Consider the following 24,110-nt stretch of genomic DNA (forward strand, 5'->3'; position numbering starts at 1 on the left):
TCCTGAATGACCCGTATTATCGAGTTCCTGATCGCCTTGGGGATCGTGGCTGGCTTGTTTGTCGTGGTGGGCTTGGTGTTGCCCTCGGAGCGACAGATGTCCGAGAGTGTTGAGACCAACCGCAGAATGACGATTGTTTACGACACCGTGAACAGCTTCCGTCGGTTCAAGGATTGGAACCCGCTCGTGCTGCGCGACCCGAAGATCCAGCTGAAGCTGGCCGGCCCGGAAGAGGGCAAGGGTGCACGCGTCGAGTACAGCTCCACCGAGGGCTACATCGGCAACGGCAGCTGGGAAATCAAAAACACCGTCAAGAACGAGCGTGTCGAGATCGCGATCGAAGATCCCACCAAGGGCTACGACAAGGTCACCAACTTCACCCTGGCAGCGACCGGCAAGAACAACCGCAACGTCAAGATCACCCAGGACTACAGCGTCAAGTACGGCTGGAACCTGTTCGGTCGCTACGCTGGCTTGTATGTCAGCCGGCATGTTGGCGACGACCTGAAGCTGGGCCTGGCGCGTCTGGCCACGGCGCTGGCCACGGTGCCGAACTTCGACTACCGCGCCGAGCTGGACGGCAAGCCCGTGCTGAGCGATCTGAAGGTCGTCGACGTGCCGGCCGAGGACCTGTTGGTCGTCACTGCGGGCAACATCGATCGTGACAACGAGACGATCAAGAAGTCGATCAAGGACAACCAGGAGTGGATCAAGCGCGTGATGGACGCCAATGGCCTGGAAGCTGTCGGGCCTGTGCGTATCGTCACCACCGACTTCGCCACCGACAAGTACGCGTTCGACGTTGTGCAGCCGGTTCGCAAGCGTGCCGGTGGCGCGCCGAAGGCCGATGCCAAGACCGACACCGCCAAGACGGATGCCAAGAAGGATGATGCTGCGGCTGCCGCTCCGGTCGATGCGACCCCGGTCGCTGCCACCGGCGAGGAGCTCAAGCTCACCATCCCGTCCGAGGCACCGGTGAAGTACCAGCGCACTCCGGCACACCGTTCGGCGTTTGCGACCTACGCAGGGCATATGGCCGGCCTGGATGCCGTACGTAACTCGCTGCGTGCCTGGGCCGCCACCAGCGGCATGGACGTGACCGAGCGCCCGTACGAAGCCTGGAAGGGTGGCGTGGACAAGTCCTTCACCCAGGACGGTACCTACGATGTCTACTGGGCCATCAAGTAATCGTCCCACCGCGATGACCTGATCCAGACCAAAGCGCGCCGCAGTCCTGCGGCGCGCTTTTTTTTGCGCTACGGCGCTGCCAGGGAAGTTGCCTGCATGTCCTTGCTCGATCGTCGAAAAAAACACCCCTCGTTGCTGGCGTTCTGCGGTGGCCTGCTTGCCGCCATTTCGGTCGGATTGTCGGCTTACGCCGCGCATGGCGTGGCCGATGCACTGCTGCAGTCGCGGCTGCAGCTGGCGTCGCTGTATGCGTTCGGCCATGGCGCGGTGCTGACCGTACTGGGCGCCACCGAAACGCGTGTCCTCGGGCGGGTGGGGCTGTACCTGCTATTGCTGGGGACGTTGCTGTTCGCCGGTAGCCTGGTCGGTGGCACCTTGCTGCACTGGCCGACCAGCCTGGCTCCGGTGGGCGGCGTCAGTCTGATGTTGGGCTGGGTGGTGCTGGCCATCGGTGCCTTGAGGCGCTGAGATGCCGCGTCACGCCCGCGGGTTCGAGGTAGAGGCCGCCTTCGCCCATCTGGCCCGGCGCGATCGCGCGCTGGGTGCATGGATGAAGCGGATCGGCCCCATCGCGCCCCAGCCGGGCTGGGGCAAACCATTCGACCCCGTGGATGCGTTGGCGCGCGCGATCCTGTTCCAGCAGCTCAGCGGCAAGGCGGCGTCCACCATCGTGGCGCGGGTGGAACTGGCGGTTGACTCAAGCCGGCTGCATGCCGACACGCTTGCGCGCGTGGACGATGCCGCGCTGCGCGCCTGCGGTGTGTCCGGCAACAAGGCATTGGCGCTGCGCGACCTGGCGCAGCGTGAGCTCGCCGGTGAGATTCCTTCGCTGCGCAGATTGGCCTTCATGCCCGATGAAGCCATTATCGAAGCGCTGGTGCCGGTCCGCGGCATCGGCCGCTGGACGGTGGAGATGATGCTGATGTTCCGCCTGGGCCGCCCGGACCTGCTGCCCATTGATGACCTGGGCGTGCGCAAGGGGGCCCAACGCGTGGACAAGCACGAACAGATGCCCACGCCAAAGGAACTTGCCGAGCGCGGACAACGCTGGGGGCCGTACCGCACCTACGCCGCGTTCTACCTGTGGAAGATCGCCGACTTCAGCATGGCTGCCAAGGTGCCGACGCCGCGTTCGCAGGAGTGAGCAGATGCCGCATGCGCGGCGTGGCGACGCCTCAAGCGGCGTGCCAGCGCCAATGCCACGGCTCGTAGACGATGCCGTGTGGGTTGTGGCGTGGGTAGCTCAGGCGATAGCCAAAATGCGGCGCATGGTCGCTTAGCCAGGCAAAGGCGGCCGTGGCCTCGAACGATTCCTCCGCCGGCGCCTGGCCCGGGGTGCCGATATCCAGCGCGTCGCCACCGTGGTGTTCGCTGAAACCAGGCGCGGCATTGACGGCCAGGATCTGGTCCAGGGCAAGCCCGCGCGCGAACTTGCGTTCGAAGATGCCCAATTGGTAATCGTGGCTGCGATAGCCGGAGATCGCATCGAGCACGATGTTCGCGCGCAACGCTGCGGCGCGCATCAGGCGCCACGCACGCACCGCGCCGCTGCTGAGCCATAGCGGCCGCCCGAAGCGATCGCGCCCGGCATGGTGCAATGTCGCCGGCTCGGCGATCAGCTGCAGGCCGGTGCGTTGCACATAGTCATCTGCATCCAGCCCGAGTTGTCCCAGGCGGCGTTGCAAGCCCTCGATGGCCAGCGTCGTGCCGTGCGGCGATTGCGCGCGGTCAGAGGCGGCCTGCAGCCGGTCCAGCGCCTCGTCCAGCCCCGGTTCGCGTGGCAGCCGCGGAATCAGCGGCATGAGGCCGTGCGGCAACTGTGCCGCCAGATACCGCCCATCGCGCTTGCGCCGCAGCACCCAGTTGGCCTGCGCCAGGACGCGTGCGTCGGCATTGCTGCGCGCGCGCAGCAGGGCGGCGGGCAGCAGTTCGATGGCGGTGGTGTTGAGCAGCAGGGTCTGGGTCGGGCGCATCGCAACAGGGTAGGGCTAGGCGTGGGGTTCGGCCAACTTGCGTAGATCCTCGGGTAACTGGTGTGGCTGCCCTGGACTGAGAGCGGCCGACAGACCTTCGCACGCAGACATCAGGTCAACGGTTCCTGGTCATCGCGCGGCTTCGGCAGCCGCCCGGCCTTGCGCAGCGCATCGCGCAGCAGGTATTCGATCTGCGCATTGAGGCTGCGCAACTCGTCGTCGGCCCAGCGTTGCGCGGCGGCCAGCACCTCGGCATTGATGCGCAGCGGATAGGCCTTCTTTTCGCTCATTGGCCGCCACTGCGGTTGCCGTGGCGGCGCAGGTGCATGACCATCGACACGATTAGCGTATTGACGCCGATAATCATGCCGATCACCACCGCATAGATGCCGGCGCGGTTGTCGCCTGCCCAATACAGGCACGCGGCGCCAACCAGGATCACCAGGCTGATCAACGCCCAGCGCAGGCCCAGGCCGCGCGCGCGGTCGTCGTCGTTCGCCCCGATCGAGGCGGCGATCGCCAGCGCGGGCAAGCCCGACAGCGCAACCACCAGCGGCACCATGATATTCATTGCATCACCTCAATACAGCGAGCCGGCGTTGACCACCGGCTGGGTCCCGCGATCAGAACACAGCACGGTGAGCAGGTTGCTGACCATGTGCGCCTTGCGCTCTTCGTCCAACTGCACCACGCCGTTCTTCTGCAGCTCGGCCAGCGCCATTTCGACCATGCCGACCGCGCCCGCCACGATGCGGGTACGTGCAGCGATCACCGCGTTGGCCTGCTGGCGCTGCAGCATGGCCTGGGCAATTTCCGGTGCATAGGCCAGGTGGCTGATGCGCGCCTCGATCACATCCACTCCGGCTTGAGTGAGCCGTTCGTCCAGATGCCGCTTGAGCTGTTCGCTGATTTCGGCGGGGTGGCTACGCAGCGAAATCTGGCCGTCTTCGTGTTGGTCGTATGGGTAGCTGGTGGCCATCGCGCGCAATGCGGCTTCCGACTGGATATGCACGAAGCTTTCGTAGTCGTCCACGTTGTACACGGCCTCGGAGGCATCCAGTACCTGCCACACGATCACCGCAGCGATCTCGATCGGGCTGCCGTCCAGTTCATTGACCTTGAGCCGTCCGCTTTCGAAATTGCGCACGCGCTGGCTGACCCGGCGCTTGGCGTAGAAGGGGCTGTTCCAGCGCACACCTTGGTCCTTGACCGTGCCGACGTACTTGCCAAACAGGCTCAGGACGGCCGCCTGGTTCGGCTCCAGCGTGTACAGGCCGACCAGAACGAACACGTTGCCGGCAGCGATCAAAATGGCTGGCAGCATGGACAGGATCGGCAGGTGGCCCATGCCTGCGGCGATCAGTGCCGTGGCGGCCAGCAACAGGACGACGACACTGATAGCGATCACCGGAATGCCGGGAAAAGAACCGAGCGACTTCTCTTTCATGGTTGGGCGTCTTTGTGGTTTGAAGTTAAGATATCAAAGTGATATCAGATCTGAAGGATTCTCCGACCGGCGGTCGTGCCGTCGGCCCGTTAAAATGGCCGCCCCCTTCGATCCGGATAACGCCCCATGACCACACTTGGCACTCCGTTGTCGCCTTCCGCCACCCGCGTGCTGCTACTGGGCTCAGGCGAACTGGGCAAGGAAGTGGCGATCGAGCTGCAGCGCTTCGGTGTGGAGGTGATCGCGGCCGACCGCTATGCGCATGCGCCGGCGATGCAGGTGGCGCATCGCTCGCACGTGCTGGACATGCTCGACCCCGTGGCACTGCGCGCGCTGATCGCCAGCGAGCGGCCGCATTTGATCGTGCCGGAGATCGAGGCGATCCATACCGAAACCCTGGTGGCGCTGGAACGCGAACAGGGCCAGAAGGTCATCCCCACCGCGCGCGCCGCACGCCTGACCATGGACCGCGAAGGCATCCGCCGTCTGGCCGCCGAAACGCTGGGTCTGCCAACCTCGCCATACCGCTTCGTCGACACCGCTGCCGAATATCGCGAGGCGATCGCTGCGGTTGGCCTGCCCTGCGTGGTCAAGCCGGTGATGTCCTCCTCCGGCAAGGGCCAGAGCACGCTGCGCAGCGTGGCCGATATCGATGCCGCGTGGGAGTACGCGCAGACCGGTGGGCGTGCCGGTGCCGGCCGTTGCATTGTCGAAGGCTTCATCGACTTCGATTACGAAATCACCTTGCTCACCGTGCGGCACGCTGGCGGCACCTCGTACTGCGACCCCATTGGCCACTGGCAGCAGGACGGCGATTACCGCGAGAGCTGGCAGCCGCAGCCGATGTCGGCCGCCGCATTGCGTTGCTCGCAACAGATCGCAAAAGCCATCACCGACGACCTCGGTGGCTGGGGCCTGTTCGGTGTGGAGCTGTTCGTCAAGGGCGACGAGGTGTGGTTCAGCGAAGTCTCGCCGCGCCCGCACGACACCGGGCTGGTCACGCTGGTCTCGCAGGACCTGAGCGAATTCGCGCTGCATGCCCGCGCGATTCTCGGCCTGCCGGTCGGCGCAGAAGACGGCGGTGTGATCCGCCAGGGCGGCCCGTCGGCTTCTTGCGCACTGTTGGCGCATGGCAACGGTGTGCCTGTGTTCGACTCGGTTGCCGATGCGCTGCGCGACCCGGACACCGCGCTGCGCCTGTTCGGCAAACCACGCGTGGATGGCCACCGCCGTGTCGGCGTGACGCTGGCGCGTGCCGGCAGCATCGACGACGCACGCGAGAAGGCGCGCGTGGCGGCTGCGGCGTTGACGATCCAGCTGCAGGGCTGATCCCGGCTACCAAACAACATCCACCCACACCGCATGATGGTCGCTACCGTCGGCAATCGCCGCTTCCGGCGCGCTGCTGGCCGGCCAGAAAATGCCGCTACCGATCAGGGTGAATTCGCGCGATGGCAGCACGTAGTCCAGGCGCATGGTGCCGGCCTGCGGGCCGAAGTCGCCGGTGACCTGGTGCGGGTCGCCGGCGTGCGTGATCCCTTGCGCGGCGTAGTGGGCGGTCTTTTCCGGACCACCGATGCTGAGCGGAGCGGGATACTGAAGAACGCGCGGGTGATCGATCAGCGCGCGGATCGCCTGGTGGCGGCCGGCGCCATCGACCGGATCGTTGTTCAAATCGCCCAGGATGACAAAGCGCGCATCGGCAGGCAGGCCGCCGCAGGTTCCGTTGTCGTCGCACAGCCAGCGCCGGCTGTCGTCCGCGTTGTCCAGATACGCGCGCCACAGGGCGAGCTCATCGTGGTTGCGTGCGGCGTTGCGTTTCTCCGCGCCATCGAACACCGGTGGAGTAGGGTGCGACACCAGCGCATGCACCACGCCCAGCGGCGTGCGTACCGGCACGTCCCAATGCGATTTGGACGATAGCCGCAGCTGCGCCCAGACCGCGTCGCTGTAAAACGAGGTCCGCGTGGTCGGATCGATCGGCCGCAGTGCACCCGGCAACGTGCTCCACTTCAAGAGCTGGAAACTGCGCACGGCCTGCGCATCGATGGGATACCGCGATAGCACCAGCATGCCGTACTGGCCTGGATGCAGGCCGAAGCCCCACGCATCGTTGCCGCGGCTGCGGCCATCGCCACCGACGCGGCCGCTGTTGTCCAGGTCCAATCCGCTCGGGACGCCGGTATTGACCGGTGCCAGATACCGGTACGGATAACGCAACGGCGTGCCACCACCCGGCTGCGCCACCTGCAGATACCGTTGCTGGAATAGATCGGCGGCGCGGTGCTGCGGATCGAAATCGAATTCGTTGAGCAGCACCAGGTCTGGGCGTACGCGTTGCAGCACGGCAGCGATCTTGCGCGCATGTGCGCTGTCGCCCTGTAGTTCGGCGATCAGGCCGCCCGCTTCGTTGGAATACAACGAAGTGTTATAGGTGGCGATGCGCAGTGGCGCTGTCGCCGGCTTGGCGGGCGATGGGTCGGATGTTGTCGTGGAGGACGGCACGCGATGGTTGCAGGCGGCGCACAGCGCGGTCAGCGCGAGCAGCAGGAAGGGTTTTCTCATCATCCGATTCTCGCATGGCCAATGCGACAGGCCGATGGCGCCGTTTGGCGGCTCACGGGGCCGGCGCGCTGGCAGGCAATCCACGCCAGTGGCGGCCGTCGTAGGCCTCCAGCGCGTTGAAGCGGCGCTTGTAGTGCATCTTGGCGTGGCCGTCGATCCAGTAGCCCAGATAGACATGTGCGCGTCGCTCGCGCTGTGCCCACTGGATCTGCTGCAGGATGGCGAACGTCCCCAGGCTGCGTGCAGCCGCCTCGGGCGCATAGAACGTGTACACCGCCGAGAGGGCGTGTTCGGTGACATCGGTGACCGCCACGGCGAGCAATTCCCCAGGGCCATGCGCGACAGGCGCCTGGCGGATTTCCAGGAAGCGCCCGTGCGACCAGCCACCGATCAGGAACTGATCGAACTCGGTGGCGCCATGCGCGTCCATGCCGCCACCGGGATGGCGGTGCGTGAGATAGCGACGGTACAGCGCAAGCTGCTCGTCGCTGCGTTCGGCGGCAACCACGCGCACCACCAGGTCCTGGTTGCGCGCCAGGCAGCGGCGCTGGCTGCGATCAGGGTGGAACGCGTCCACCGCGATGCGCACCGGCACGCAGGCGCGGCAGCGTTCGCAATGCGGGCGGTAGACCAGATCGCCGGAGCGGCGGAATCCCCATGCCAGGGCCTGCGGATAGAGTGTTCCCAGTCGTGGGTCGTGCGGGTCCAGCACCAGGTCGCGCGCCTGGCGGTCCGACCAGTAGCCACAGGGATGCTCGCCGGTCTGGAACAGGCGCAGGTCGTCGCGGGTGTCGGCGTGGATGGCCATGCGCGCAGGATAGCGCCTGCGCGTCGCAACAGCGGCGACTGTCCGCCGGATGAATACGGCCGATGCCGGCGTCAACGCACGCGCTGACGGCACGTTGATGTGGGTGTTGGTGGAAGCGCACGGTGGATCCGGCGGCGCCACCCACGCGATGCGGCCCATGCAGGTGCCGCGTGTGGTTCCCACAGATCAGGAGTGTCTCATGACGTCCCGCAAACCCTTTCTTGCCCTGGCCGTGCTGGCCGCGCTGTCCACCGGCGCAGTCGTCGCCGCCACGCCGCCGGGATCCGGCGATGCGCCGCGTGCCGCCAAACTCGACAGCAATGGCGATGGCGTGATCGATCGCGGTGAAGCGGCCGCCAACCCGACGCTGGCCGCGCAGTTCGACACGCTGGACACCAACAAGGACGGCAAGCTCTCGCGCGATGAGCGCCCGCGTCACCCTGGCCCCGGGCGCGAAGGTCGCGGCGCGTGGCTGACCAAGTTCGACACCAACAAGGACGGGCGCATCAGCCGCGAGGAGGCCAAGGCCGATCCGAAATTCGCTGCGCGCTTCGACCAGATGGACGTCAACAAGGATGGCTTTATCGATCGTGCCGACCGTGAGCTGCGCATGCAGCAGCATCGCGATGCGTGGTTTGCCAAGGCCGATACCGACAAGGACGGCAAGCTGAGCAAGGCCGAGTTCGATGCGGCTTCGAAATTGCGTGGCAAGCAGGGTCCGGGCGAGCCCGGCGGGCATGGCAAGCATCCACTGCCGGCCAGGCCTGCAGCGAGCAACTGATGCCGGCAACGCCCAGCCGTATCCCGGCGGTGTTGTCGCAGCCGGGGCAGCCGCCCGTCAGCAAGCAGTAGAGCGATAGCAACAGGTTAACAAGGCGCCGATCGACCGACGGCCTCCTGCGCAAGCAGGGGGCCGTTTCTACTGGCGTGCCGGTGAGCGCCTTGCAGCGCAGGTGATGCGTTGGCCGCAGTGCCAGCGAGCGTCCTGCATGAGGCCTGGTCACCGCAACCCGCCGGTTCAGCGCGCCGGCTGGATCCGCACGCGTACCTCGTCCTCGTCTGCCGGTGGCGTTGCATGCGGCGAGGGCTGCGACGCGGCGGGAGCTGGTTGCGCCCCCGGCGCCGGTGCGTTGCGATGGCGCATCACCACCACCATGGCCACCGCGCCGATCACCAGCAGCAATACCAGGCGGATGCGCCAGGCCCAGCCGCGCGCGCTGGCGCTGGAGCCGTTTTCGCCTTCGCGAAAGGTGTATTCCACGTTTGGCAGATCGCGGCGGGTAGTATCGAGCAACCGCGCGTCGCGCAGCAGGTCGCGCGCGCGCGGTTGATCGTTGGCGTGCACGATCCACACCGTGGGGTGTGCCTGCGCATTGCCCTGTTCCAGGTAGCTGAACTGGCCCCCGCGCTTGCTCTGATAGGAGCGGCCATTGCTGATGCGGATATCGATTCCGGCATCGCGCAATAGGTTGGCCACGCCTTCGGCGGTTTCGATACGTTGACTGCTGAAGATCTTGCGCATGGTGGAAAACGCCGTTGGGTCCGGAACAGATGGCGCCACTGCGACGCCGGTTCAAGATGCGTAGCGGGAATGCGGGGAAGTGCCAATGGTCGCGTGCGCTTCACGGGCATGCAGGCAAGCGTGCGGTCCGTGCAGCCCGCAAGGTGAAGGCTGGCGTTGCGTACCTTCTAGCGGTTCGGGAGATGCGGTGCCCAGGCGCCCCTCCGGTATCTGTGGCGCGCTGGCGCTTACCGCGTGGCCGGCACGGCGGCGGCGCTGCCATCGGGCACCACCCGGATCAGCCCTTCCTGCGTGGTGCTGGCCACCAGCACGCCGTCGCGCGTGAAGAACTGACCGCGCGCCAGGCCACGCGCGCCTTGCGCGGTGGGGCTGTCCAGCGCGTACAGCAGCCAGTCGTCGGTGCGGAACGGGCGATGGAACCACAGTGCGTGATCCAGCGAGGCCATCTGCACATTCGGCGTGTAGTAGCTGATGCCGTGCGGAAATGTGGAGGTACCCAGTAGCTGGAAATCCGAGGCATAGGCCAGCAGCGCTTGGTGCAGGCCGACGTCCTCGCCGATGGGATCGGTCAGGCGCAGCCACATCTGCTGGAACGGCGGGCGCTTGGGCGGCTTGAGTTCGTCGCGCGGGAACACATGGCGAAACTCGAACGGGCCACCGCGCGAAAGCCAGCGCTGCACTTTGGCCGGCAGCCTGGCCAGGACCTCCGGGGCCAGGGCGGCCGCAGGCTCGATGTCTTCCGGCGGTGGTACCACCGGCATCGCCGATTGGTGTTCGGCGCCATCTTCGTGTTCCTGGAACGAGGCCGCGCAGAAGAAGATCGCCTTGCCGTGCTGGATCGCGGTGACCCGGCGCACCGAAAAACTGCCGCCATCGCGAGTGCGGTCGACGTCGTAGACGATGGGGTGGTCGATGTTGCCGGCACGCAGGAAATAGGCGTGCAGCGAGTGTGCCTGTCGGCCGTTGTCCACCGTGGCCTGCGCTGCCGCCAGCGCCTGGCCCAGCACCTGGCCACCGAACACGTATTTGGTGCCGATGTCGCGGCTTTGGCCACGAAACAGGTTGTCTTCCAGGCGCTCCAGCGACAACAGGCTGATGAGTTCGGAGACCACGGGTTCGGCGTTGGCGGACAAGGGGCTGGCCTGGGGCATGCGATGGGCCGCGATTATAGCGGGCCGCCGTGCGCTCGCCGTGGCGTGGCCGCGCTCAGGCCTTGTGCAGGCGTGCCACCAGGCGGTGCAACGCAGCCTGCGCATCCGGGGCGTACCAGCCATCGACAAAGCGCTCCAGCTGGATCAGCTCCGGGGCCAGTGCCGCGTGCAGGTCCGCGCGTGCCACCGCGCGTGTGGCCAGCATCGGCTGGCGCGGTAGCTGCAGCAGGGCGTGCAGCCAGGCCACCGCGCGCGCGGTGACCAGTTCTCCATCGACCAGTTCGTCCACCAGGCCGATCTGCACCGCTTGTTCGGCCGGCAGCAGCTGCCCGGCGATCAGCAGGCGTTCGGCACGGTGCGCGCCCACCACCCGGCGCAGCAGGCGCTGGATGCCCTCCGGTGCCGCCAGGCCCACCTGCACTTCGTTCAAGCCGATCGCATACGGTTTGGCGGTGTCGGCGCTGCGCGCCATCACCCGGTAATCGCAGCACAGCGCCAATACGCAGCCACCGGCCGGCGCATGCCCGCCGATCGCCGCCACCACTGGAATCGGACTGTTGGCCAGCGCCTGGGCAGCGTCGAAGAACGCCGTCCAGCTGGCCAGCAGCGCGGCGCGGTCGGTGCCGTGCGCCAGCAGTTGCGGCACATCCATGCCGCCGGAAAAAATCCGCTCCCCGCCCGACAGCACGATGCCATCGGCTTCACTGCCGGCCTGTCGCACCGCCGCGCCCAGCGCCTGGCACAGCGCACTGTCCAAGGCATTGACCGGCGGACGTGTCAGGCGCAGCTCGCGCAGACGGCCATGGTCCAGGATCTGGATGCTCATTCGGAACTCCTTGAGGTCGGGTCACGCCTGCCGGCAGTGCCGTTCTGGCTCAGCTGCAGGCGCTGCGCACCGCGTCCGGAAGTGCAGCACTCTTGCCGGTCTGGGTGTCGATCCACACCACCACCACGTTGCCGTCCGAATACAGCAGGGCGTCGTCCTTCTGGTCGACGATGCGGTGGCCGATGGTGATGCTGCTGCTGCCCAGGCGTTCGACCAACAGTTCCACCACGATATCGTTGGGCCAGACCAGCGGGCGCTTGTAGTTGACGTTGGTCGCCGCCACCACCGGTGCAATCGGGTCGGTCATCGACACGCCTTGCACGCCCAACATCCAGCGCACGCGCGCCTCTTCCAGGTAAGAAATGTATTTGGCGTTGTTGACGTGGCCCATGCTGTCCATGTCGCGCCAGCGCACGCTGATCGGGACGCGTGCCAGCACCTTGTGTTCGCTCATCGGCTTGCCTTCTTGTTCGCAGTTTTCTTGGTGGCGGACTTGGCGACCTTGGCCACCTTCTCCGGTTTGACCTTGCGCGGAGGGCGCGCGTCGGGCTTGTTGGCCACGGCGGCCGGACGCGTCTGGCGCGCGGTCACCGACGGCAGCATCTTGGCCAGGAAGTGTCCCGTATAGGACGTTGGTTCGGCAGCCACGTCTTCCGGCGTGCCGGACACCAGCACGGTGCCACCGCGGTGGCCACCTTCCGGACCCAGGTCCACGATCCAGTCGGCGGTCTTGATGACATCCAGATTGTGTTCGATCACCACCACCGTGTTGCCCTCGTCGCGCAGCTTGTGCAGCACGCCGAGCAAGGCTTCGATATCGTGGAAATGCAGGCCGGTGGTCGGCTCGTCGAGGATGTACAAGGTGCGCCCGGTATCGCGCCGCGACAGTTCCTTGGACAGCTTGACGCGTTGCGCCTCGCCGCCGGACAAGGTGGTCGCGCTCTGGCCCAGCTTGATGTAGCTCAGGCCCACGTCCACCAGCGTTTCCAGCTTGCGCGCGATCGATGGCACCGGTTCGAACAGGCGCAGTGCATCTTCCACGGTCATCTGCAACACGTCGTTGATGGTGTAGCCCTTGTACAAAATCTCCAGCGTCTCGCGGTTATAGCGCTTGCCGTGGCACACATCGCAGGGCACGTACACGTCCGGCAGGAAGTGCATCTCCACCTTGATGAGGCCATCGCCCTGGCAGGCTTCGCAGCGACCGCCGCGAACATTGAAGCTGAAACGCCCGGGCGAATAGCCGCGTGCGCGCGCTTCCGGTACTTGGGCATACAGTTCGCGCAGCGGCGTGAACAGTCCGGTGTAGGTGGCCGGGTTGGAGCGCGGCGTGCGCCCGATCGGCGACTGGTCGATATCCACCACCTTGTCGAACAGGTCGAGATTCTCGATCTCCCGGTAGGCCGCCACCGGATGCGAGGCGCCATTGATCTCGTTGGCGGCCAGCGAGAACAAGGTGTCGTTGATCAGCGTGGACTTGCCCGAGCCGGACACGCCGGTGATGCAGGTCAGCAGCCCGGCCGGAATATCCAGGTCGACGTTCTTGAGATTGTTGCCGGTGGCCCCGCGTAGATGCAGCATCATCTTCGGGTTGGGCTTGTGGCGTTGCTTGGGAATCTCGATGCGTCGCTTGCCCGACAGGTATTGCCCGGTCAGCGAGCGTGGCGATTCCAGAATGTCCTTCAAGGTGCCTTGCGCGCAGATCTCGCCGCCATGCACGCCCGCGCCGGGGCCGATATCCAGCACATGGTCGGCCAGGCGGATTGCGTCCTCGTCGTGTTCGACCACGATCACGGTGTTACCCAGGTCGCGCAGCCGGGTCAGCGTGCCCAGCAGGCGTTCGTTGTCGCGCTGGTGCAGGCCGATCGACGGTTCGTCCAGCACATACATCACGCCGACCAGGCCGGCGCCGATCTGGCTGGCTAATCGAATCCGCTGCGCTTCGCCACCGGACAAGGTGTCGGCCTTGCGTTCCAGGGTGAGGTAGTCCAGGCCTACGTCGACCAGGAAGCCCAACCGCTCGGCGATCTCCTTGACGATCTTGGCCGCGATTTCGCCACGCCAGCCCGGCAGCGACAGGCCCTGGAAAAAGCCCAGCGCCTCGTTGACCGGCAGCACCACCAGCTCGGGCAGCGGGCGATCGGCCACGAACACATTGCGTGCGGCGCGATTCAGGCGGGTGCCGTTGCAGGCCGGGCAGGGCTGTTGGCTGACGTACTTGGTCAGCTCCTCGCGCACGGCCGGCGACTCGGTTTCGCGGTAGCGCCGTTCCAGGTTCGGCAGGATGCCTTCGAAGCGGTGCTTGCGCGTGGTGCGCCCGCCCGCATCGGTGAAGTAGGTGAAGTTGATGACCTCATCGCCGCTGCCGAACAGCACCGCCTGGCGCACCTTGGCCGGCAGCGTATTCCACACCGCATCCACGTCGAACTTGTAGTGCTTGGCCAGCGAGGCGATCAGCTGGAAGTAGTAGGCATTGCGCCGGTCCCAGCCGCGCACCGCACCGGCCGACAACGACAGCTCCGGATGCACCACCACCCGGTCTGGGTCGAAGAACTCGGCCACGCCCAGGCCATCGCAGCTCGGGCAGGCGCCCACTGGCGCGTTGAACGAAAACAGCCGCGGTTCCAGCTCCGGTAGCGAGTAGTCGCACACCGGGCAGCTGTACTTGGAGGAGAACAGATGCGGTGCTGCAGCCGGGTCATCCAGCGACTGCACCGCCACCATGCCTTCGCCCAGCTTGAGCGCGGTTTCGAAACTTTCTGCCAGGCGCTGCTTGATGTCTTCGCGCGGACGGAAGCGGTCGATCACCGCTTCGATGGTGTGCTTCTGGCGCAGTGCCAGCGCTGGCACCGCATCGATCTCGTACAGCTCGCCGTCCACGCGCACGCGCACGAAGCCTTGCGCGCGCAGTTGTTCGAACACCTGCGCATGCTCGCCCTTGCGGTCGCGGATCACCGGCGCCAGCAGCATGTAGCGCTGTTCCTGGTCCTGGCTGAGCATGTGGTCGACCATCTGGCTGACGGTCTGTGCCTCCAGCGGGAAGCCGTGGTCCGGGCAACGCGGCTGGCCCACGCGTGCGTACAGCAGGCGCAGGTAGTCGTAGATTTCGGTGATGGTGCCCACGGTGGAGCGCGGGTTGTGCGAGGTGGACTTCTGCTCGATCGAGATGGCCGGGGACAGGCCTTCGATGTGGTCCAGGTCCGGCTTTTCCATCACGCTGAGAAACTGGCGCGCATACGCCGACAGCGACTCGACGTAGCGGCGCTGGCCTTCTGCGCAGATGGTGTCGAACGCCAACGACGACTTGCCCGAGCCGGACAGGCCGGTAATCACGATCAGTTTGTCGCGAGGCAGGTCGAGGTCGATGTTCTTGAGGTTGTGCGTCCGCGCGCCGCGGATGCGGATGAAATCCATCGCCATGGGGGATCCGATGTCGGGCCGGCGAACCGGCGGTGATGCGAGCGTGCTCAGCAGGAATGAGTGGCAGTCGATCAGCCTACCCGCCGACCTAGATGAGGGCAATTGCCCCAAATGCCAGTCTGCCGGGGCCGTTGTGGCGGCCGGATGATGCGTTCCACGGCCCGGGTCGGGCCTGCTGCCGCAGCGGTGCTTGCGGGTTGACCCGAAACCCGTTAGGCCAGTACAATCCCGCTCCTGTCTGCCCCATGGGCAAGTCAGGCGACCATAATAACTACAGAGGAACACCTGGTCATGTACGCAGTTCTGGTAACCGGCGGTAAGCAATACCGCGTCGCGCAGGGCGAAACGCTCCGTGTGGAAAAGTTCGAAGTCGAAGCAGGCAACGAGATCAAGTTCGACACCATCCTGATGCTGGGCGACAGCGATGGCATCAAGCTGGGCGATGCGCTGAAGGGCGCCTCGGTCACCGCCAAGGTCGTGGCCCACGGCCGCGCCGACAAGGTGCGCATCATCAAGTTCCGTCGCCGCAAGCACCACATGAAGCGTCAGGGACACCGTCAGCACTACACCGAAATCGAGATCACCGGCATCGCCGGTGGCGACAAGAAGTAAGGAGAACCAGTCATGGCACATAAAAAGGGCGTAGGTTCCTCGCGCAACGGTCGCGATTCCAACCCGAAGTACCTCGGCGTGAAGATCTTCGGTGGCCAGGCCATCGACGCCGGCAACATCATCGTGCGTCAGCGCGGCACCCAGTTCCATCCGGGCGCCGGCGTCGGCCTGGGTCGTGACCACACGCTGTTTGCGCTGGTCGACGGCAAGGTGGAGTTCTCCACCAAGGGTCCGAAGAAGCGTCGCACCGTCAGCGTGGTTGCCGAGGCGTAATCGCCCGCGCCATGCAGGCCAGTCCGTCAGGCATCGCTGCCCGGCGAACGAGACGGAAAGCCCCGCTTCGGCGGGGTTTTGCGTTTGAAGGCCGGGAATCGGGAATGGGGAATCGGAAAAGCGGTTCTGCACCCCGACCGGATTCTGCAGCCATGCCGGCGAGCCGTCTTGCTGGCAGGAGGCGGACATTCGCTGTGCCGATTCCCCATTCCCCATTCCCCATTCCCGGTTGTCATCCCATGAAGTTAGTCGACGAAGCAGAAATCCTGGTCACCGCCGGTAATGGCGGCAATGGCTGTGTCGGCTTTCGCCGCGAGAAGTTCATTCCGCTGGGTGGGCCGGATGGTGGCGATGGGGGTGCCGGTGGCAGCGTGTGGATCGTGGCCAATGAGAACGTCAATACCCTGGTCGACTTCCGCCATGAGCGCACCTTCAAGGCGCAGCGCGGCGAGAACGGCATGGGCCGCCAGGCCTACGGCAAGGGTGGCGAGGATCGCGTCATCGTGGTGCCGGTCGGCACCGTGGTCATCAATGTACAGACCGACGAAGTGATCGGCGACCTGATCCAGCACGGCGATCGCCTGCTGGTGGCCAAGGGCGGCAAGGGCGGTCTGGGCAACATGCATTTCAAGAGTTCGGTCAACCGCGCGCCGCGCCAGTCCACCACCGGCGAAGAGGGCGAGGAGCGGCTGCTGAAGCTGGAACTCAAGCTGCTGGCCGATGTGGGCCTGCTGGGCTTCCCTAACGCCGGCAAGAGCACATTGATTCGCGCGGTGTCCTCGGCGACGCCAAAGGTGGCCGACTATCCTTTCACTACGCTGTATCCGAATCTGGGCGTGGTCAGTGTGGAGGCCTATCGCAGCTTCGTGATCGCCGACGTGCCGGGCCTGATCGAGGGTGCCGCCGATGGCGCCGGCCTGGGCACGCAGTTCCTGCGCCATCTGCAGCGCACCCGCCTGCTGCTGCATCTGGTGGATATGGCGCCGATGGATGGTGGCGTGGACGGTGTGTCGCCGGCCGACCAGGTGCGCACCCTCGAACGCGAGCTCGAACGGCATGATCCCGAGTTGCTGAAGAAGCCGCGCTGGCTGGTGCTCAACAAGGCCGACCTGATGTTCGAGGACGAGGCGCGCGCCGCTGCCGAGGCCATCGTGGCCGAACTGGGCTGGACGGCGCCGTGGTATCTGGTCTCGGCGCTGGGCCGCGACGGCACCTTCCCGATCATGAAGGACGTGATGGCGTTCTTCGATCGTCAGCGCGAGGACGAGCTCGAGGCGCGCAATGCAGGCTGAGTGCGCACACGCACACACAAAAAACCCGGCCAAGGCCGGGTTTTTCTGTGCCACCGGAAGCCAGGCTTCCGGCGACGTTGCAGCTGATCGCTTACGCGGCCTTGATGGCCTTGATGCGCGCGGTCAGGCGGCTCTTGTGACGGGCAGCCTTGTTCTTGTGAATCAGGCCGCGGGCGCTGAAACGGTCGAGGATCGGCTGTGCAACGGCGAAAGCGGCTTCGGCGCCTGCAGCATCGTTGGCGTCAAGGGCCTTGATCACCTTCTTGACGGCGGTGCGCAGCATCGAGCGCTGTCCGGTGTTGCGCTCATTGCGCACAACGGTCTGCTTGGCGCGCTTCTTGGCGGACTTGATATTGGCCACGGTGGTGGTTTCCTGAAAAATCGGTGTGGTGGAAAAAGCAAGCGCGAAAGTATGATGGACCCAGATATGTACGTCAAGTCAGTTGTCAAGAGGGATCACCCATGAGCACACCCCGCATGGTGAGGGGTCTGCTCTCGTTCAGCAGCATGACCATGGTCTCGCGGGTGCTGGGGCTGGTACGTGACCAGGTCATCACCACTACGTTCGGCACCAATGCGGTGACCGATGCATTCTGGGTGGCCTTCCGGGTCCCCAATTTCCTGCGTCGGCTATTTGCCGAAGGGTCCTTCGCCACTGCCTTTGTGCCGGTGTTTACCGAAGTCAAGGAGACCCGCCCGCATGCGGAGCTGCGCGAGCTGATGGCGCGCGTGGCCGGTACCCTGGGCGGGGTGCTGCTGCTGGTCACCGCGCTGGCACTGATCTTCGCCCCGCAGCTGGCCACGCTGTTCTCCAGTGGAGTGGATACGGACCCGGCCAAGCATGGCCTGCTGGTGGATCTGTTTCGTTTGACCTTCCCGTTCCTGCTGTTCGTCTCGCTGACCGCGCTCGCTGGCGGGGCGCTCAACAGTTTCCAGAAGTTCGCCATGCCGGCGCTGACCCCGGTGATCCTCAACCTGTGCATGATCGCCGGGGCGGTGTGGCTGGCGCCGCGGTTGGGCGGGACGCCGGAGAAACAGATCCTTGCGCTGGGCTGGGCGGTGCTGGCGGCGGGCATGCTGCAGTTGCTGTTCCAGCTGCCTTCGCTCAAAGGCATCCATCTGTTGACCCTGCCGCGCTGGGGCTGGCGGCATCCGGGCGTACGCAAGGTGCTGACCCTGATGGTGCCGACCCTGTTCGGCTCTTCGGTGGCGCAGATCAACCTGCTGCTGGACACCGTCATCGCCGCCAGGCTGATCGACGGCTCGCAGTCGTGGCTGTCGCTGGCCGACCGTTTCCTGGAGCTGCCGCTGGGCGTGTTTGGCGTGGCATTGGGCACGGTGATCCTGCCGGCGTTGGCGCGGCATCACGTCAAGACCGACCGCGCCGCGTTTTCTGGCGCACTGGACTGGGGCTTCCGGACCACCTTGCTGATCGCCATGCCGGCGATGCTGGGGTTGTTGTTGCTGGCCGAGCCGCTGGTGGCAACGTTGTTCCAGTACCGCCAGTTCACTGCCTTCGATACCCGGATGACGGCGATGTCGGTGTACGGGCTGAGCTTCGGCCTGCCGGCGTACGCGATGCTCAAGGTGGTGCTGCCGGCGTTCTATGCGCGCCAGGATACCCGCACCCCGGTGCGCGCCGGCGTGGCGGCGCTGGTAGCCAATATGGTCTTCAACGTCGTGTTGCTGGCAGTGCTGTACCAGCTCATGGTGCCGCCCGAGCTCAAGGCGCAGGGCGTGATGCAGGCGCTGGGCAAGCAGCCGGGGCTGCACCTGGCGCTGGGAATTGCCAGTGCGCTGTCGAGCTATCTCAACCTGGGGTTGCTGTGGTATTGGCTGGGCAAATCTGGCGTGTACCAGCGCCGGCCGGGCTGGGGCGGCTATGTGCTGCGTCTGGCGCTGGCGTGTGCGGCGATGGGCGTGGTGCTGTTGGGCCTGTTGTGGTGGTTGCCGTCGTTCACCGGGATGGACAAATGGCAGCGGATCGGTTGGCTGGCGGTGCTGGTTGGCAGTGGCGGGCTCACCTACGTGATGGCGCAGCTGGCGCTGGGCTTGCGGCCACGGCATCTGCGCGAGAGCTGAGTGTGGATTTCGAGTTCTGCGGTGATTCCTGGGCGAATGCTGCCTGGATCTGGAGTCGGCAAGGACCGTGCAGGCGTGGAAAGTCCACTGTAGTGCGTGCCGACGGTGACGGCCGACGGTCGGTTGCCAGCCGCCGCCTGCCTGCGCGGTGCCTGCTGAGGGCCGGCTCGGCGTCGTGCCGGTAAGCGCTGGCGTGCTCGGTGCGGGCCATGCGGGTTGACAGGCACGGCTATACTTACGCGTTATGCATCAACGAGGGTCGGCCACAGGCCGGCATCTGTTTGGATCGAGGAATGAGCAGGCTGTTTAGAGACGTCGAGGGCGGGACGCTGTTCCCGCACGGAAGCGTGGTCTGCATCGGCGCCTTCGATGGCCTGCACCTGGGGCATCGGGCATTGGTGCAACACGCAGTTGACCGCGCGCGCGCGCTGGGCGTGCCGGCGGTGGCGTTGAGTTTCGAGCCATTGCCGCGCGAGTTCTTCGCCCCGGCCGCTCCGCCGCCGCGGCTGACCCTGGCACGCGCCAAGATCGAAGGCTTGCTCGGCTTCGGCGCCGACAGCGTGGGCCTGATCCGCTTCGATGGCCACCTGTCGGCGATGAGTGCCGAGGATTTCGTGCGCCTGGCGCTGGTTGGCCGGCTCTGCGCCCGCGAGGTATGGATTGGCCCGGAGTTCCGTTTTGGCCATCGCCGCGGCGGCGACATCGCCTTGCTGCGCACCCTGGGCGAACAGCACGGATTTGCGGCCGGGGAGATCGCGCCGGTGCATCTGCATGGCGAGCGCATTTCCGCCACGCGCATCCGCGAGCTGCTGGTGACAGGCGAGTTTGCGCATGCCGCCGATCTGCTCGGCCGCCCGTATGCCATCGGAGGACGGGTGGTGCGCGGCAAACAGCTGGGGCGCACGCTGGGGTATCCCACTGCGAATCTGCGGTTTTCGCGCACGCCGGCGCTGTCGGGCATCTATGCAACCTGGGTGCATGGCGTGGCCGCGCAGCCATGGCCATCGGTGTCCAGCTTCGGCACGCGGCCGACCGTGGCTGGCGTGGAGCCGCTGCTGGAGGCGCATCTGTTCGATTTTCAGGGCGATCTGTATGGCCGGCATCTGGAGGTCGAATTCGTCGCCAAGCTGCGCGACGAGGAAAAGTTCGATGGCCTGGAGGCGCTGACCGTGCAGATGCATCGCGATGCCGAACAGGCGCGTGCCGTGTTGCTTGAGCATGCGCCTTCTGCAACACCCGTGAGCCATCCACAAGCGTCTGCACGCACACGTGCCGACACTCCAGACAACGCAGCGTAACGGTAGATTCCTGTGACCCAAGACTACAAAGCCACTCTCCATCTGCCTGCGACGGAATTTCCGATGCGCGGCGACCTGCCCAAGCGCGAGCCGGCGATGCTGGACCGCTGGGAGCGCGAGGGGCTGTATGCGCAGCTGCGCGCCAACGCGGCCGGGCGCCCGCTGTTCGTGCTGCACGATGGCCCGCCGTATGCCAACGGCCAGATCCACCTCGGCCATGCGGTCAACAAGATCCTCAAGGACATCATCGTCAAGTCCAAGTATCTGGCTGGCTTCGATGCGCCGTTTATCCCGGGCTGGGATTGCCATGGCCTGCCGATCGAGATCGCGATCGAAAAGAAGTACGGCAAGGTCGGCGTCAAGCTCGATGCTGCGCAGTTCCGGCAGAAGTGCCGCGAATACGCGACCGAGCAGATCGATCTGCAGCGCCGCGACTTCAAGCGATTGGGTGTGATCGGCGATTGGGACAACCCGTACAAGACGCTGGATTTCCACTTCGAAGCCAACGAGATCCGTGCGCTGGCGAAGATCGTCGACAACGGCCACCTCACCCGTGGCGTGAAGCCGGTGCACTGGTGCTTCGACTGCGGTTCGGCGCTGGCCGAGGCCGAGATCGAATATGCCGACAAGGTGTCGCCGACGGTGGATATCGCCTATCCGGCGCGTGATCCGGCGGCTATGGCTGCTGCCTTCGGCGCGCGCTTGCCGGCCGGCGTGGGTGTGGCGGTGCCGATCTGGACCACCACGCCCTGGACGCTGCCGGCCTCGCTGGCGGTGAGTCTGGGTGCGGAGCTGGATTATGTGCTGGTTCAAGGCCCGGTCGATCGCGGCCAGCCGCGCTGGCTGGTGGTGGCCGAGGCGCTGGCGGCCAAGGCGCTGGCCCGCTACGGCGTGGACGAGGTCGTGGTGCATGGCCATGCCAAGGGTGCGGCGCTGGAGCAACTGCTGCTGGCGCACCCGTTCTATGCCGAGCGCGAGATCCCGCTGCTGCTGGGCGACCACGTGTCGGCCGAGGACGGCACCGGTGCCGTGCACACCGCGCCTGGCCATGGCCAGGAGGACTACCAGGTGTCCAAGCAGTACGGCCTGCTGGAGCGCTATGGCGCCGCGCAGATCAACCCGGTGGACGGGCGCGGCGTGTACCTGCCGTCGACCCCGCCGCTGGGCGACACCGTGCTGGCCGGGCTGCATATCTGGAAGGCCAACGAGATCATCATCGAGGCCTTGCGCGACACCGGTGTGGTGCTGGCGGCGAGCAAGATGGAGCACAGCTACCCGCACTGCTGGCGCCACAAGACGCCGATCGCCTTCCGCGCCACGCCGCAGTGGTTTTTCTCGATGGAAAAGGCCGGTTTGCGTGCCGATGCGCTCAAGGCCATCGAAGGCGTGACCTGGTATCCGTCCTGGGGCCAGGCGCGCATCGCCGGGATGGTCGAGGGCCGCCCGGACTGGACCATTTCGCGCCAGCGCACCTGGGGCGTGCCGATCGCGCTGTTCGTGCACCGCGAAACCGGCGAGCCGCATCCGCGCAGCACCGAACTACTGCGCCAGGTGGCTGACCGGGTGGAGCAGGGCGGTGTGGACGTGTGGTACACGCTGGACGCGGCCGAGCTGCTGGGCGAGGAGGCCGCCGACTACGACAAGATCACCGACATCTTGGATGTGTGGTTCGATTCCGGCGTCACCCACGAGGCAGTGCTGGTGGACCGCGGCCTGCCCAAGCCGGCCGACCTCTACCTGGAAGGCTCGGACCAGCATCGCGGCTGGTTCCAGTCCTCGCTGTTGACCGGCGTGGCGATGGACAAGGCGGCACCGTACAAGCAGTGCCTGACCCACGGCTTCACCGTAGACGAGCACGGCCGCAAGATGTCCAAGTCGTTGGGCAACGGGATCGAGCCGCAGGACATCATGAAGACCCTGGGCGCGGACATCCTGCGCCTGTGGATCGCTTCGGCCGACTACAGCAACGAGATGTCGCTGTCGCAGGAAATCCTCAAGCGCAATGCCGATGCGTATCGTCGTCTGCGCAATACCGCGCGGTTTTTGCTCGGCAACCTGCATGGCTTCGATCCACGCCAGCACCTGGTGGCGCTGGAGGACATGGTGCTGCTGGACCGCTGGATCGTGCATCGCGCATACGAACTGCAGGAAAAGATCGTGGCCGCCTACGCGCGCTACGACTTCGCCGAGATCGTGCAGGCACTGCTGAACTTCTGCAGCGTGGACCTGGGCTCGCTGTACCTGGACGTCACCAAGGACCGTCTGTACACGATGGCCGAGGATTCGCGCGGACGGCGTTCGGCGCAGAGCGCGATGTATCACGTGGCCGAGGCGTTTGTGCGCTGGGTTGCGCCGGTGCTGAGCTTCACCGCCGACGAGCTATGGGCCTATCTGCCGGGCGAGCATGCCGGCAACGTGCTGTTTGCCACCTGGTACGACGGCCTGGCGCCGTTGCCGGCCGATGCCGCCTTGACCAGTGCGGACTTCGACAAGCTGCTGGCCCTGCGCGAGCAGGTGGCCAAGGTGCTGGAGCCGATGCGTGCCAATGGCGCCATCGGCGCGGCACTGGAAGCGGAGATCACCGTGGCCGCCGATGCGCAGACCGCCGCGCGCTGGCAGCCGCTGAGCCAGGAATTGCGCTTCCTGTTCATCAGTGGCGATGTGACCGTGACTGCGGCCAGCACCGACGACATCTTCGTCAGTGCACAGCCGACCACCAAGTCCAAGTGCGTGCGCTGCTGGCACCACCAGGCCAGCGTGGGCAGCGACCTGCGGCATCCGGAGCTGTGCAGCCGCTGCGTCAGCAACATTGAAGGCCCCGGCGAGAACCGTCGTTGGTTCTGATGGATTGATTGCGGGAGTCGGTTCCAATACTCCTTCTCCCGCAAGCGGGAGTCCGTTCCAATACTCCTTCTCCCGCAAGCGGGAGTCGGTTCCAATACTCCTTCTCCCGCAAGCGGGAGTCGGTTCCAATACTCCTTCTCCCGCAAGCGGGAGAAGGTGGCGCGCAGCGCCGGATGAGGGCCGTACTTGGCGCATCCGGCGCTGCCTGCCGATGTGCCCGTCGGCCAGCGTCTCCCGACCCCGGGAGTCGCACCACCTAAGGTGATTTCATGACCGCAAGACCTAAACCCTCCGCATTGATCTGGCTGTTGCTGTCGGCCGTGGTGATCGGGCTGGACCAATGGAGCAAGGCCTGGGTGCTGTCCAGCCTGCCTGAGTACACGCCGGTGCCGGTCATCGAGGGTTTTTGGAACTGGTACCGCACCTACAACACCGGTGCGGCCTTCAGTTTTCTGAGCGATGCCGGCGGCTGGCAGCTGTGGTTCTTCACCGCGCTGGCGGTGGGCATCAGCGGCCTGCTTGCCTTCTGGCTGTCGCGCACCGCGCGCGCGGATTGGCGCAGCGCACTGCCGTACGCGCTGGTGATCGGCGGGGCGATCGGTAACGTGATCGACCGGCTGATGCACGGCCACGTGGTCGATTTCATCCAGTGGTACATCGGCAGCCACACCTGGCCGTCCTTCAACATCGCCGATTCGGCGATCGTGGGGGGCGCCATCGGAATCGCCGTGTTCGGTCTGTTCGACAAGCGCGGGAATCGGGAACCGGGAATCGGGAATCGAGGCTGAAGCCGGTTGCCGGCTTCTATC

24 protein-coding genes are annotated in these 24,110 nt (G+C 65.8%); 12 read left to right on the forward strand and 12 right to left on the reverse strand.

From position 1 onward, the window contains the following. Positions 1-6 precede the first annotated feature (6 nt). From ACCQ13_RS04980 to ACCQ13_RS04990, 3 genes are all read left to right on the forward strand, one after another. Positions 7-1,188 carry a polyketide cyclase gene (locus ACCQ13_RS04980; RefSeq protein WP_159406742.1) on the forward strand — a complete coding sequence of 394 codons (1,182 nt, stop codon included), beginning with the start codon at positions 7-9 and terminating at the stop codon, positions 1,186-1,188. Between the two features lie 96 nt (positions 1,189-1,284). Continuing rightward, positions 1,285-1,656, forward strand: a complete 372-nt coding sequence (locus tag ACCQ13_RS04985) for a DUF423 domain-containing protein (RefSeq protein ID WP_167526829.1) — start codon at positions 1,285-1,287, stop codon at positions 1,654-1,656. A gap of 1 nt (position 1,657) precedes the next feature. Continuing rightward, a complete protein-coding gene (locus ACCQ13_RS04990; protein ID WP_104602180.1) occupies positions 1,658-2,332 on the forward strand; it encodes a DNA-3-methyladenine glycosylase family protein in 675 nt (224 codons plus the stop codon). 31 nt (positions 2,333-2,363) lie between these two features. Here ACCQ13_RS04990 and ACCQ13_RS04995 read toward each other — a convergent pair whose 3' ends face one another. From ACCQ13_RS04995 to ACCQ13_RS05010, 4 genes are all read right to left on the reverse strand, one after another. Then, positions 2,364-3,161 (reverse strand): M15 family metallopeptidase, encoded by a 798-nt coding sequence (locus tag ACCQ13_RS04995; protein WP_159406744.1) that lies wholly within the window; start codon positions 3,159-3,161, stop codon positions 2,364-2,366. Positions 3,162-3,271: 110 nt separating this feature from the next. Further along, entirely contained in the window at positions 3,272-3,451 is a 180-nt protein-coding gene (locus ACCQ13_RS05000; protein ID WP_104602178.1) for a type II toxin-antitoxin system antitoxin, read from the reverse strand. Continuing rightward, the gene (locus ACCQ13_RS05005) at positions 3,448-3,732 is read right to left on the reverse strand and encodes a hypothetical protein (protein WP_159406745.1); all 285 of its coding nucleotides are present in this window, start codon (positions 3,730-3,732) and stop codon (positions 3,448-3,450) included. Before ACCQ13_RS05005 ends, ACCQ13_RS05000 begins: the two co-directional genes overlap by 4 nt. 9 nt (positions 3,733-3,741) lie before the next feature. Further along, positions 3,742-4,608 (reverse strand): SPFH domain-containing protein, encoded by an 867-nt coding sequence (locus tag ACCQ13_RS05010; RefSeq protein ID WP_159406746.1) that lies wholly within the window; start codon positions 4,606-4,608, stop codon positions 3,742-3,744. Positions 4,609-4,734: 126 nt separating this feature from the next. Between ACCQ13_RS05010 and purT the strand changes: the two genes are divergently transcribed. Further along, a complete protein-coding gene (gene purT, locus ACCQ13_RS05015; RefSeq protein WP_159406747.1) occupies positions 4,735-5,937 on the forward strand; it encodes a formate-dependent phosphoribosylglycinamide formyltransferase in 1,203 nt (400 codons plus the stop codon). A gap of 6 nt (positions 5,938-5,943) precedes the next feature. Here purT and ACCQ13_RS05020 read toward each other — a convergent pair whose 3' ends face one another. Both ACCQ13_RS05020 and ACCQ13_RS05025 read right to left on the reverse strand, forming a co-directional pair. Beyond that, on the reverse strand, positions 5,944-7,173 hold the full coding sequence (locus ACCQ13_RS05020) for an endonuclease/exonuclease/phosphatase family protein (protein WP_159406748.1): 1,230 nt from the start codon (positions 7,171-7,173) through the stop codon (positions 5,944-5,946). Between the two features lie 52 nt (positions 7,174-7,225). Then, complete coding sequence (locus ACCQ13_RS05025) at positions 7,226-8,140, reverse strand: arginyltransferase (RefSeq protein WP_159406749.1); 915 nt, start codon at positions 8,138-8,140, stop codon at positions 7,226-7,228. Here ACCQ13_RS05025 and ACCQ13_RS05030 point away from each other — a divergent pair. Further along, positions 8,031-8,762, forward strand: a complete 732-nt coding sequence (locus ACCQ13_RS05030; RefSeq protein WP_208800482.1) for an EF-hand domain-containing protein — start codon at positions 8,031-8,033, stop codon at positions 8,760-8,762. The genes ACCQ13_RS05025 and ACCQ13_RS05030 overlap by 110 nt on opposite strands. Positions 8,763-8,999: 237 nt before the next feature. On the opposite strand, the gene ACCQ13_RS05035 is transcribed toward ACCQ13_RS05030, so the two are convergent. The 5 genes from ACCQ13_RS05035 to uvrA all read right to left on the reverse strand — a co-directional run bounded on the left by ACCQ13_RS05035 (position 9,000) and on the right by uvrA (position 14,900). Next, positions 9,000-9,503, reverse strand: coding sequence for a putative signal transducing protein (locus ACCQ13_RS05035; RefSeq protein ID WP_159406751.1), 504 nt, complete (start codon positions 9,501-9,503; stop codon positions 9,000-9,002). 227 nt (positions 9,504-9,730) lie between these two features. Continuing rightward, positions 9,731-10,636 (reverse strand): acyl-CoA thioesterase II, encoded by a 906-nt coding sequence (gene tesB / locus ACCQ13_RS05040; RefSeq protein WP_104602171.1) that lies wholly within the window; start codon positions 10,634-10,636, stop codon positions 9,731-9,733. A gap of 73 nt (positions 10,637-10,709) precedes the next feature. After that, on the reverse strand, positions 10,710-11,480 hold the full coding sequence (locus ACCQ13_RS05045; RefSeq protein ID WP_159406752.1) for an enoyl-CoA hydratase/isomerase family protein: 771 nt from the start codon (positions 11,478-11,480) through the stop codon (positions 10,710-10,712). Positions 11,481-11,529: 49 nt separating this feature from the next. Continuing rightward, a complete protein-coding gene (locus tag ACCQ13_RS05050) occupies positions 11,530-11,934 on the reverse strand; it encodes an acyl-CoA thioesterase (protein ID WP_159406753.1) in 405 nt (134 codons plus the stop codon). Further along, on the reverse strand, positions 11,931-14,900 hold the full coding sequence (uvrA, locus tag ACCQ13_RS05055; protein ID WP_372372350.1) for an excinuclease ABC subunit UvrA: 2,970 nt from the start codon (positions 14,898-14,900) through the stop codon (positions 11,931-11,933). Before uvrA ends, ACCQ13_RS05050 begins: the two co-directional genes overlap by 4 nt. Positions 14,901-15,191: 291 nt before the next feature. Between uvrA and rplU the strand changes: the two genes are divergently transcribed. The 3 genes from rplU to obgE all read left to right on the forward strand — a co-directional run bounded on the left by rplU (position 15,192) and on the right by obgE (position 17,077). Then, positions 15,192-15,512 (forward strand): 50S ribosomal protein L21, encoded by a 321-nt coding sequence (rplU, locus tag ACCQ13_RS05060; protein WP_104602167.1) that lies wholly within the window; start codon positions 15,192-15,194, stop codon positions 15,510-15,512. A gap of 12 nt (positions 15,513-15,524) precedes the next feature. Next, positions 15,525-15,785, forward strand: a complete 261-nt coding sequence (gene rpmA, locus ACCQ13_RS05065) for a 50S ribosomal protein L27 (protein WP_003484326.1) — start codon at positions 15,525-15,527, stop codon at positions 15,783-15,785. A 239-nt stretch (positions 15,786-16,024) separates the two neighbouring features. Continuing rightward, entirely contained in the window at positions 16,025-17,077 is a 1,053-nt protein-coding gene (gene obgE / locus ACCQ13_RS05070; protein WP_104602166.1) for a GTPase ObgE, read from the forward strand. 91 nt (positions 17,078-17,168) lie between these two features. Here obgE and rpsT read toward each other — a convergent pair whose 3' ends face one another. Next, a complete protein-coding gene (gene rpsT, locus ACCQ13_RS05075) occupies positions 17,169-17,438 on the reverse strand; it encodes a 30S ribosomal protein S20 (protein WP_002807888.1) in 270 nt (89 codons plus the stop codon). A 116-nt stretch (positions 17,439-17,554) separates the two neighbouring features. On the opposite strand from rpsT, the gene murJ reads away from it, so the two are divergent. The 4 genes from murJ to lspA all read left to right on the forward strand — a co-directional run bounded on the left by murJ (position 17,555) and on the right by lspA (position 24,089). Next, complete coding sequence (murJ, locus tag ACCQ13_RS05080) at positions 17,555-19,159, forward strand: murein biosynthesis integral membrane protein MurJ (RefSeq protein WP_104602165.1); 1,605 nt, start codon at positions 17,555-17,557, stop codon at positions 19,157-19,159. Between the two features lie 293 nt (positions 19,160-19,452). Continuing rightward, a complete protein-coding gene (locus tag ACCQ13_RS05085; protein ID WP_104602164.1) occupies positions 19,453-20,457 on the forward strand; it encodes a bifunctional riboflavin kinase/FAD synthetase in 1,005 nt (334 codons plus the stop codon). Between the two features lie 12 nt (positions 20,458-20,469). After that, positions 20,470-23,301, forward strand: coding sequence for an isoleucine--tRNA ligase (gene ileS, locus ACCQ13_RS05090; RefSeq protein ID WP_104602163.1), 2,832 nt, complete (start codon positions 20,470-20,472; stop codon positions 23,299-23,301). Between the two features lie 269 nt (positions 23,302-23,570). Then, positions 23,571-24,089 (forward strand): signal peptidase II, encoded by a 519-nt coding sequence (lspA, locus tag ACCQ13_RS05095; RefSeq protein WP_159406755.1) that lies wholly within the window; start codon positions 23,571-23,573, stop codon positions 24,087-24,089. The last annotated feature ends 21 nt before the right edge of the window (positions 24,090-24,110 follow it).

It is taken from the genome of Xanthomonas sp. NCPPB 1638, assembly GCF_041475635.2.
Taxonomy (GTDB): Bacteria; Pseudomonadota; Gammaproteobacteria; order Xanthomonadales; family Xanthomonadaceae; genus Xanthomonas; species Xanthomonas cucurbitae.

Bases quoted from the DNA above. Each gene is read 5' to 3' on its own strand.
- ACCQ13_RS04980 (WP_159406742.1), top strand. From the start codon at position 7: ATGACCCGTATTATCGAGTTCCTGATCGCCTTGGGGATCGTGGCTGGC.
- ACCQ13_RS04985 (WP_167526829.1), top strand. From the start codon at position 1,285: ATGTCCTTGCTCGATCGTCGAAAAAAACACCCCTCGTTGCTGGCGTTC.
- ACCQ13_RS04990 (WP_104602180.1), top strand. From the start codon at position 1,658: ATGCCGCGTCACGCCCGCGGGTTCGAGGTAGAGGCCGCCTTCGCCCAT.
- ACCQ13_RS04995 (WP_159406744.1), bottom strand. From the start codon at position 3,161: ATGCGCCCGACCCAGACCCTGCTGCTCAACACCACCGCCATCGAACTG.
- ACCQ13_RS05000 (WP_104602178.1), bottom strand. From the start codon at position 3,451: ATGAGCGAAAAGAAGGCCTATCCGCTGCGCATCAATGCCGAGGTGCTG.
- ACCQ13_RS05005 (WP_159406745.1), bottom strand. From the start codon at position 3,732: ATGAATATCATGGTGCCGCTGGTGGTTGCGCTGTCGGGCTTGCCCGCG.
- ACCQ13_RS05010 (WP_159406746.1), bottom strand. From the start codon at position 4,608: ATGAAAGAGAAGTCGCTCGGTTCTTTTCCCGGCATTCCGGTGATCGCT.
- purT (WP_159406747.1), top strand. From the start codon at position 4,735: ATGACCACACTTGGCACTCCGTTGTCGCCTTCCGCCACCCGCGTGCTG.
- ACCQ13_RS05020 (WP_159406748.1), bottom strand. From the start codon at position 7,173: ATGAGAAAACCCTTCCTGCTGCTCGCGCTGACCGCGCTGTGCGCCGCC.
- ACCQ13_RS05030 (WP_208800482.1), top strand. From the start codon at position 8,031: ATGAATACGGCCGATGCCGGCGTCAACGCACGCGCTGACGGCACGTTG.
- ACCQ13_RS05025 (WP_159406749.1), bottom strand. From the start codon at position 8,140: ATGGGCCGCATCGCGTGGGTGGCGCCGCCGGATCCACCGTGCGCTTCC.
- ACCQ13_RS05035 (WP_159406751.1), bottom strand. From the start codon at position 9,503: ATGCGCAAGATCTTCAGCAGTCAACGTATCGAAACCGCCGAAGGCGTG.
- ACCQ13_RS05045 (WP_159406752.1), bottom strand. From the start codon at position 11,480: ATGAGCATCCAGATCCTGGACCATGGCCGTCTGCGCGAGCTGCGCCTG.
- ACCQ13_RS05050 (WP_159406753.1), bottom strand. From the start codon at position 11,934: ATGAGCGAACACAAGGTGCTGGCACGCGTCCCGATCAGCGTGCGCTGG.
- uvrA (WP_372372350.1), bottom strand. From the start codon at position 14,900: ATGGCGATGGATTTCATCCGCATCCGCGGCGCGCGGACGCACAACCTC.
- rplU (WP_104602167.1), top strand. From the start codon at position 15,192: ATGTACGCAGTTCTGGTAACCGGCGGTAAGCAATACCGCGTCGCGCAG.
- rpmA (WP_003484326.1), top strand. From the start codon at position 15,525: ATGGCACATAAAAAGGGCGTAGGTTCCTCGCGCAACGGTCGCGATTCC.
- obgE (WP_104602166.1), top strand. From the start codon at position 16,025: ATGAAGTTAGTCGACGAAGCAGAAATCCTGGTCACCGCCGGTAATGGC.
- murJ (WP_104602165.1), top strand. From the start codon at position 17,555: ATGGTGAGGGGTCTGCTCTCGTTCAGCAGCATGACCATGGTCTCGCGG.
- ACCQ13_RS05085 (WP_104602164.1), top strand. From the start codon at position 19,453: ATGAGCAGGCTGTTTAGAGACGTCGAGGGCGGGACGCTGTTCCCGCAC.
- lspA (WP_159406755.1), top strand. From the start codon at position 23,571: ATGACCGCAAGACCTAAACCCTCCGCATTGATCTGGCTGTTGCTGTCG.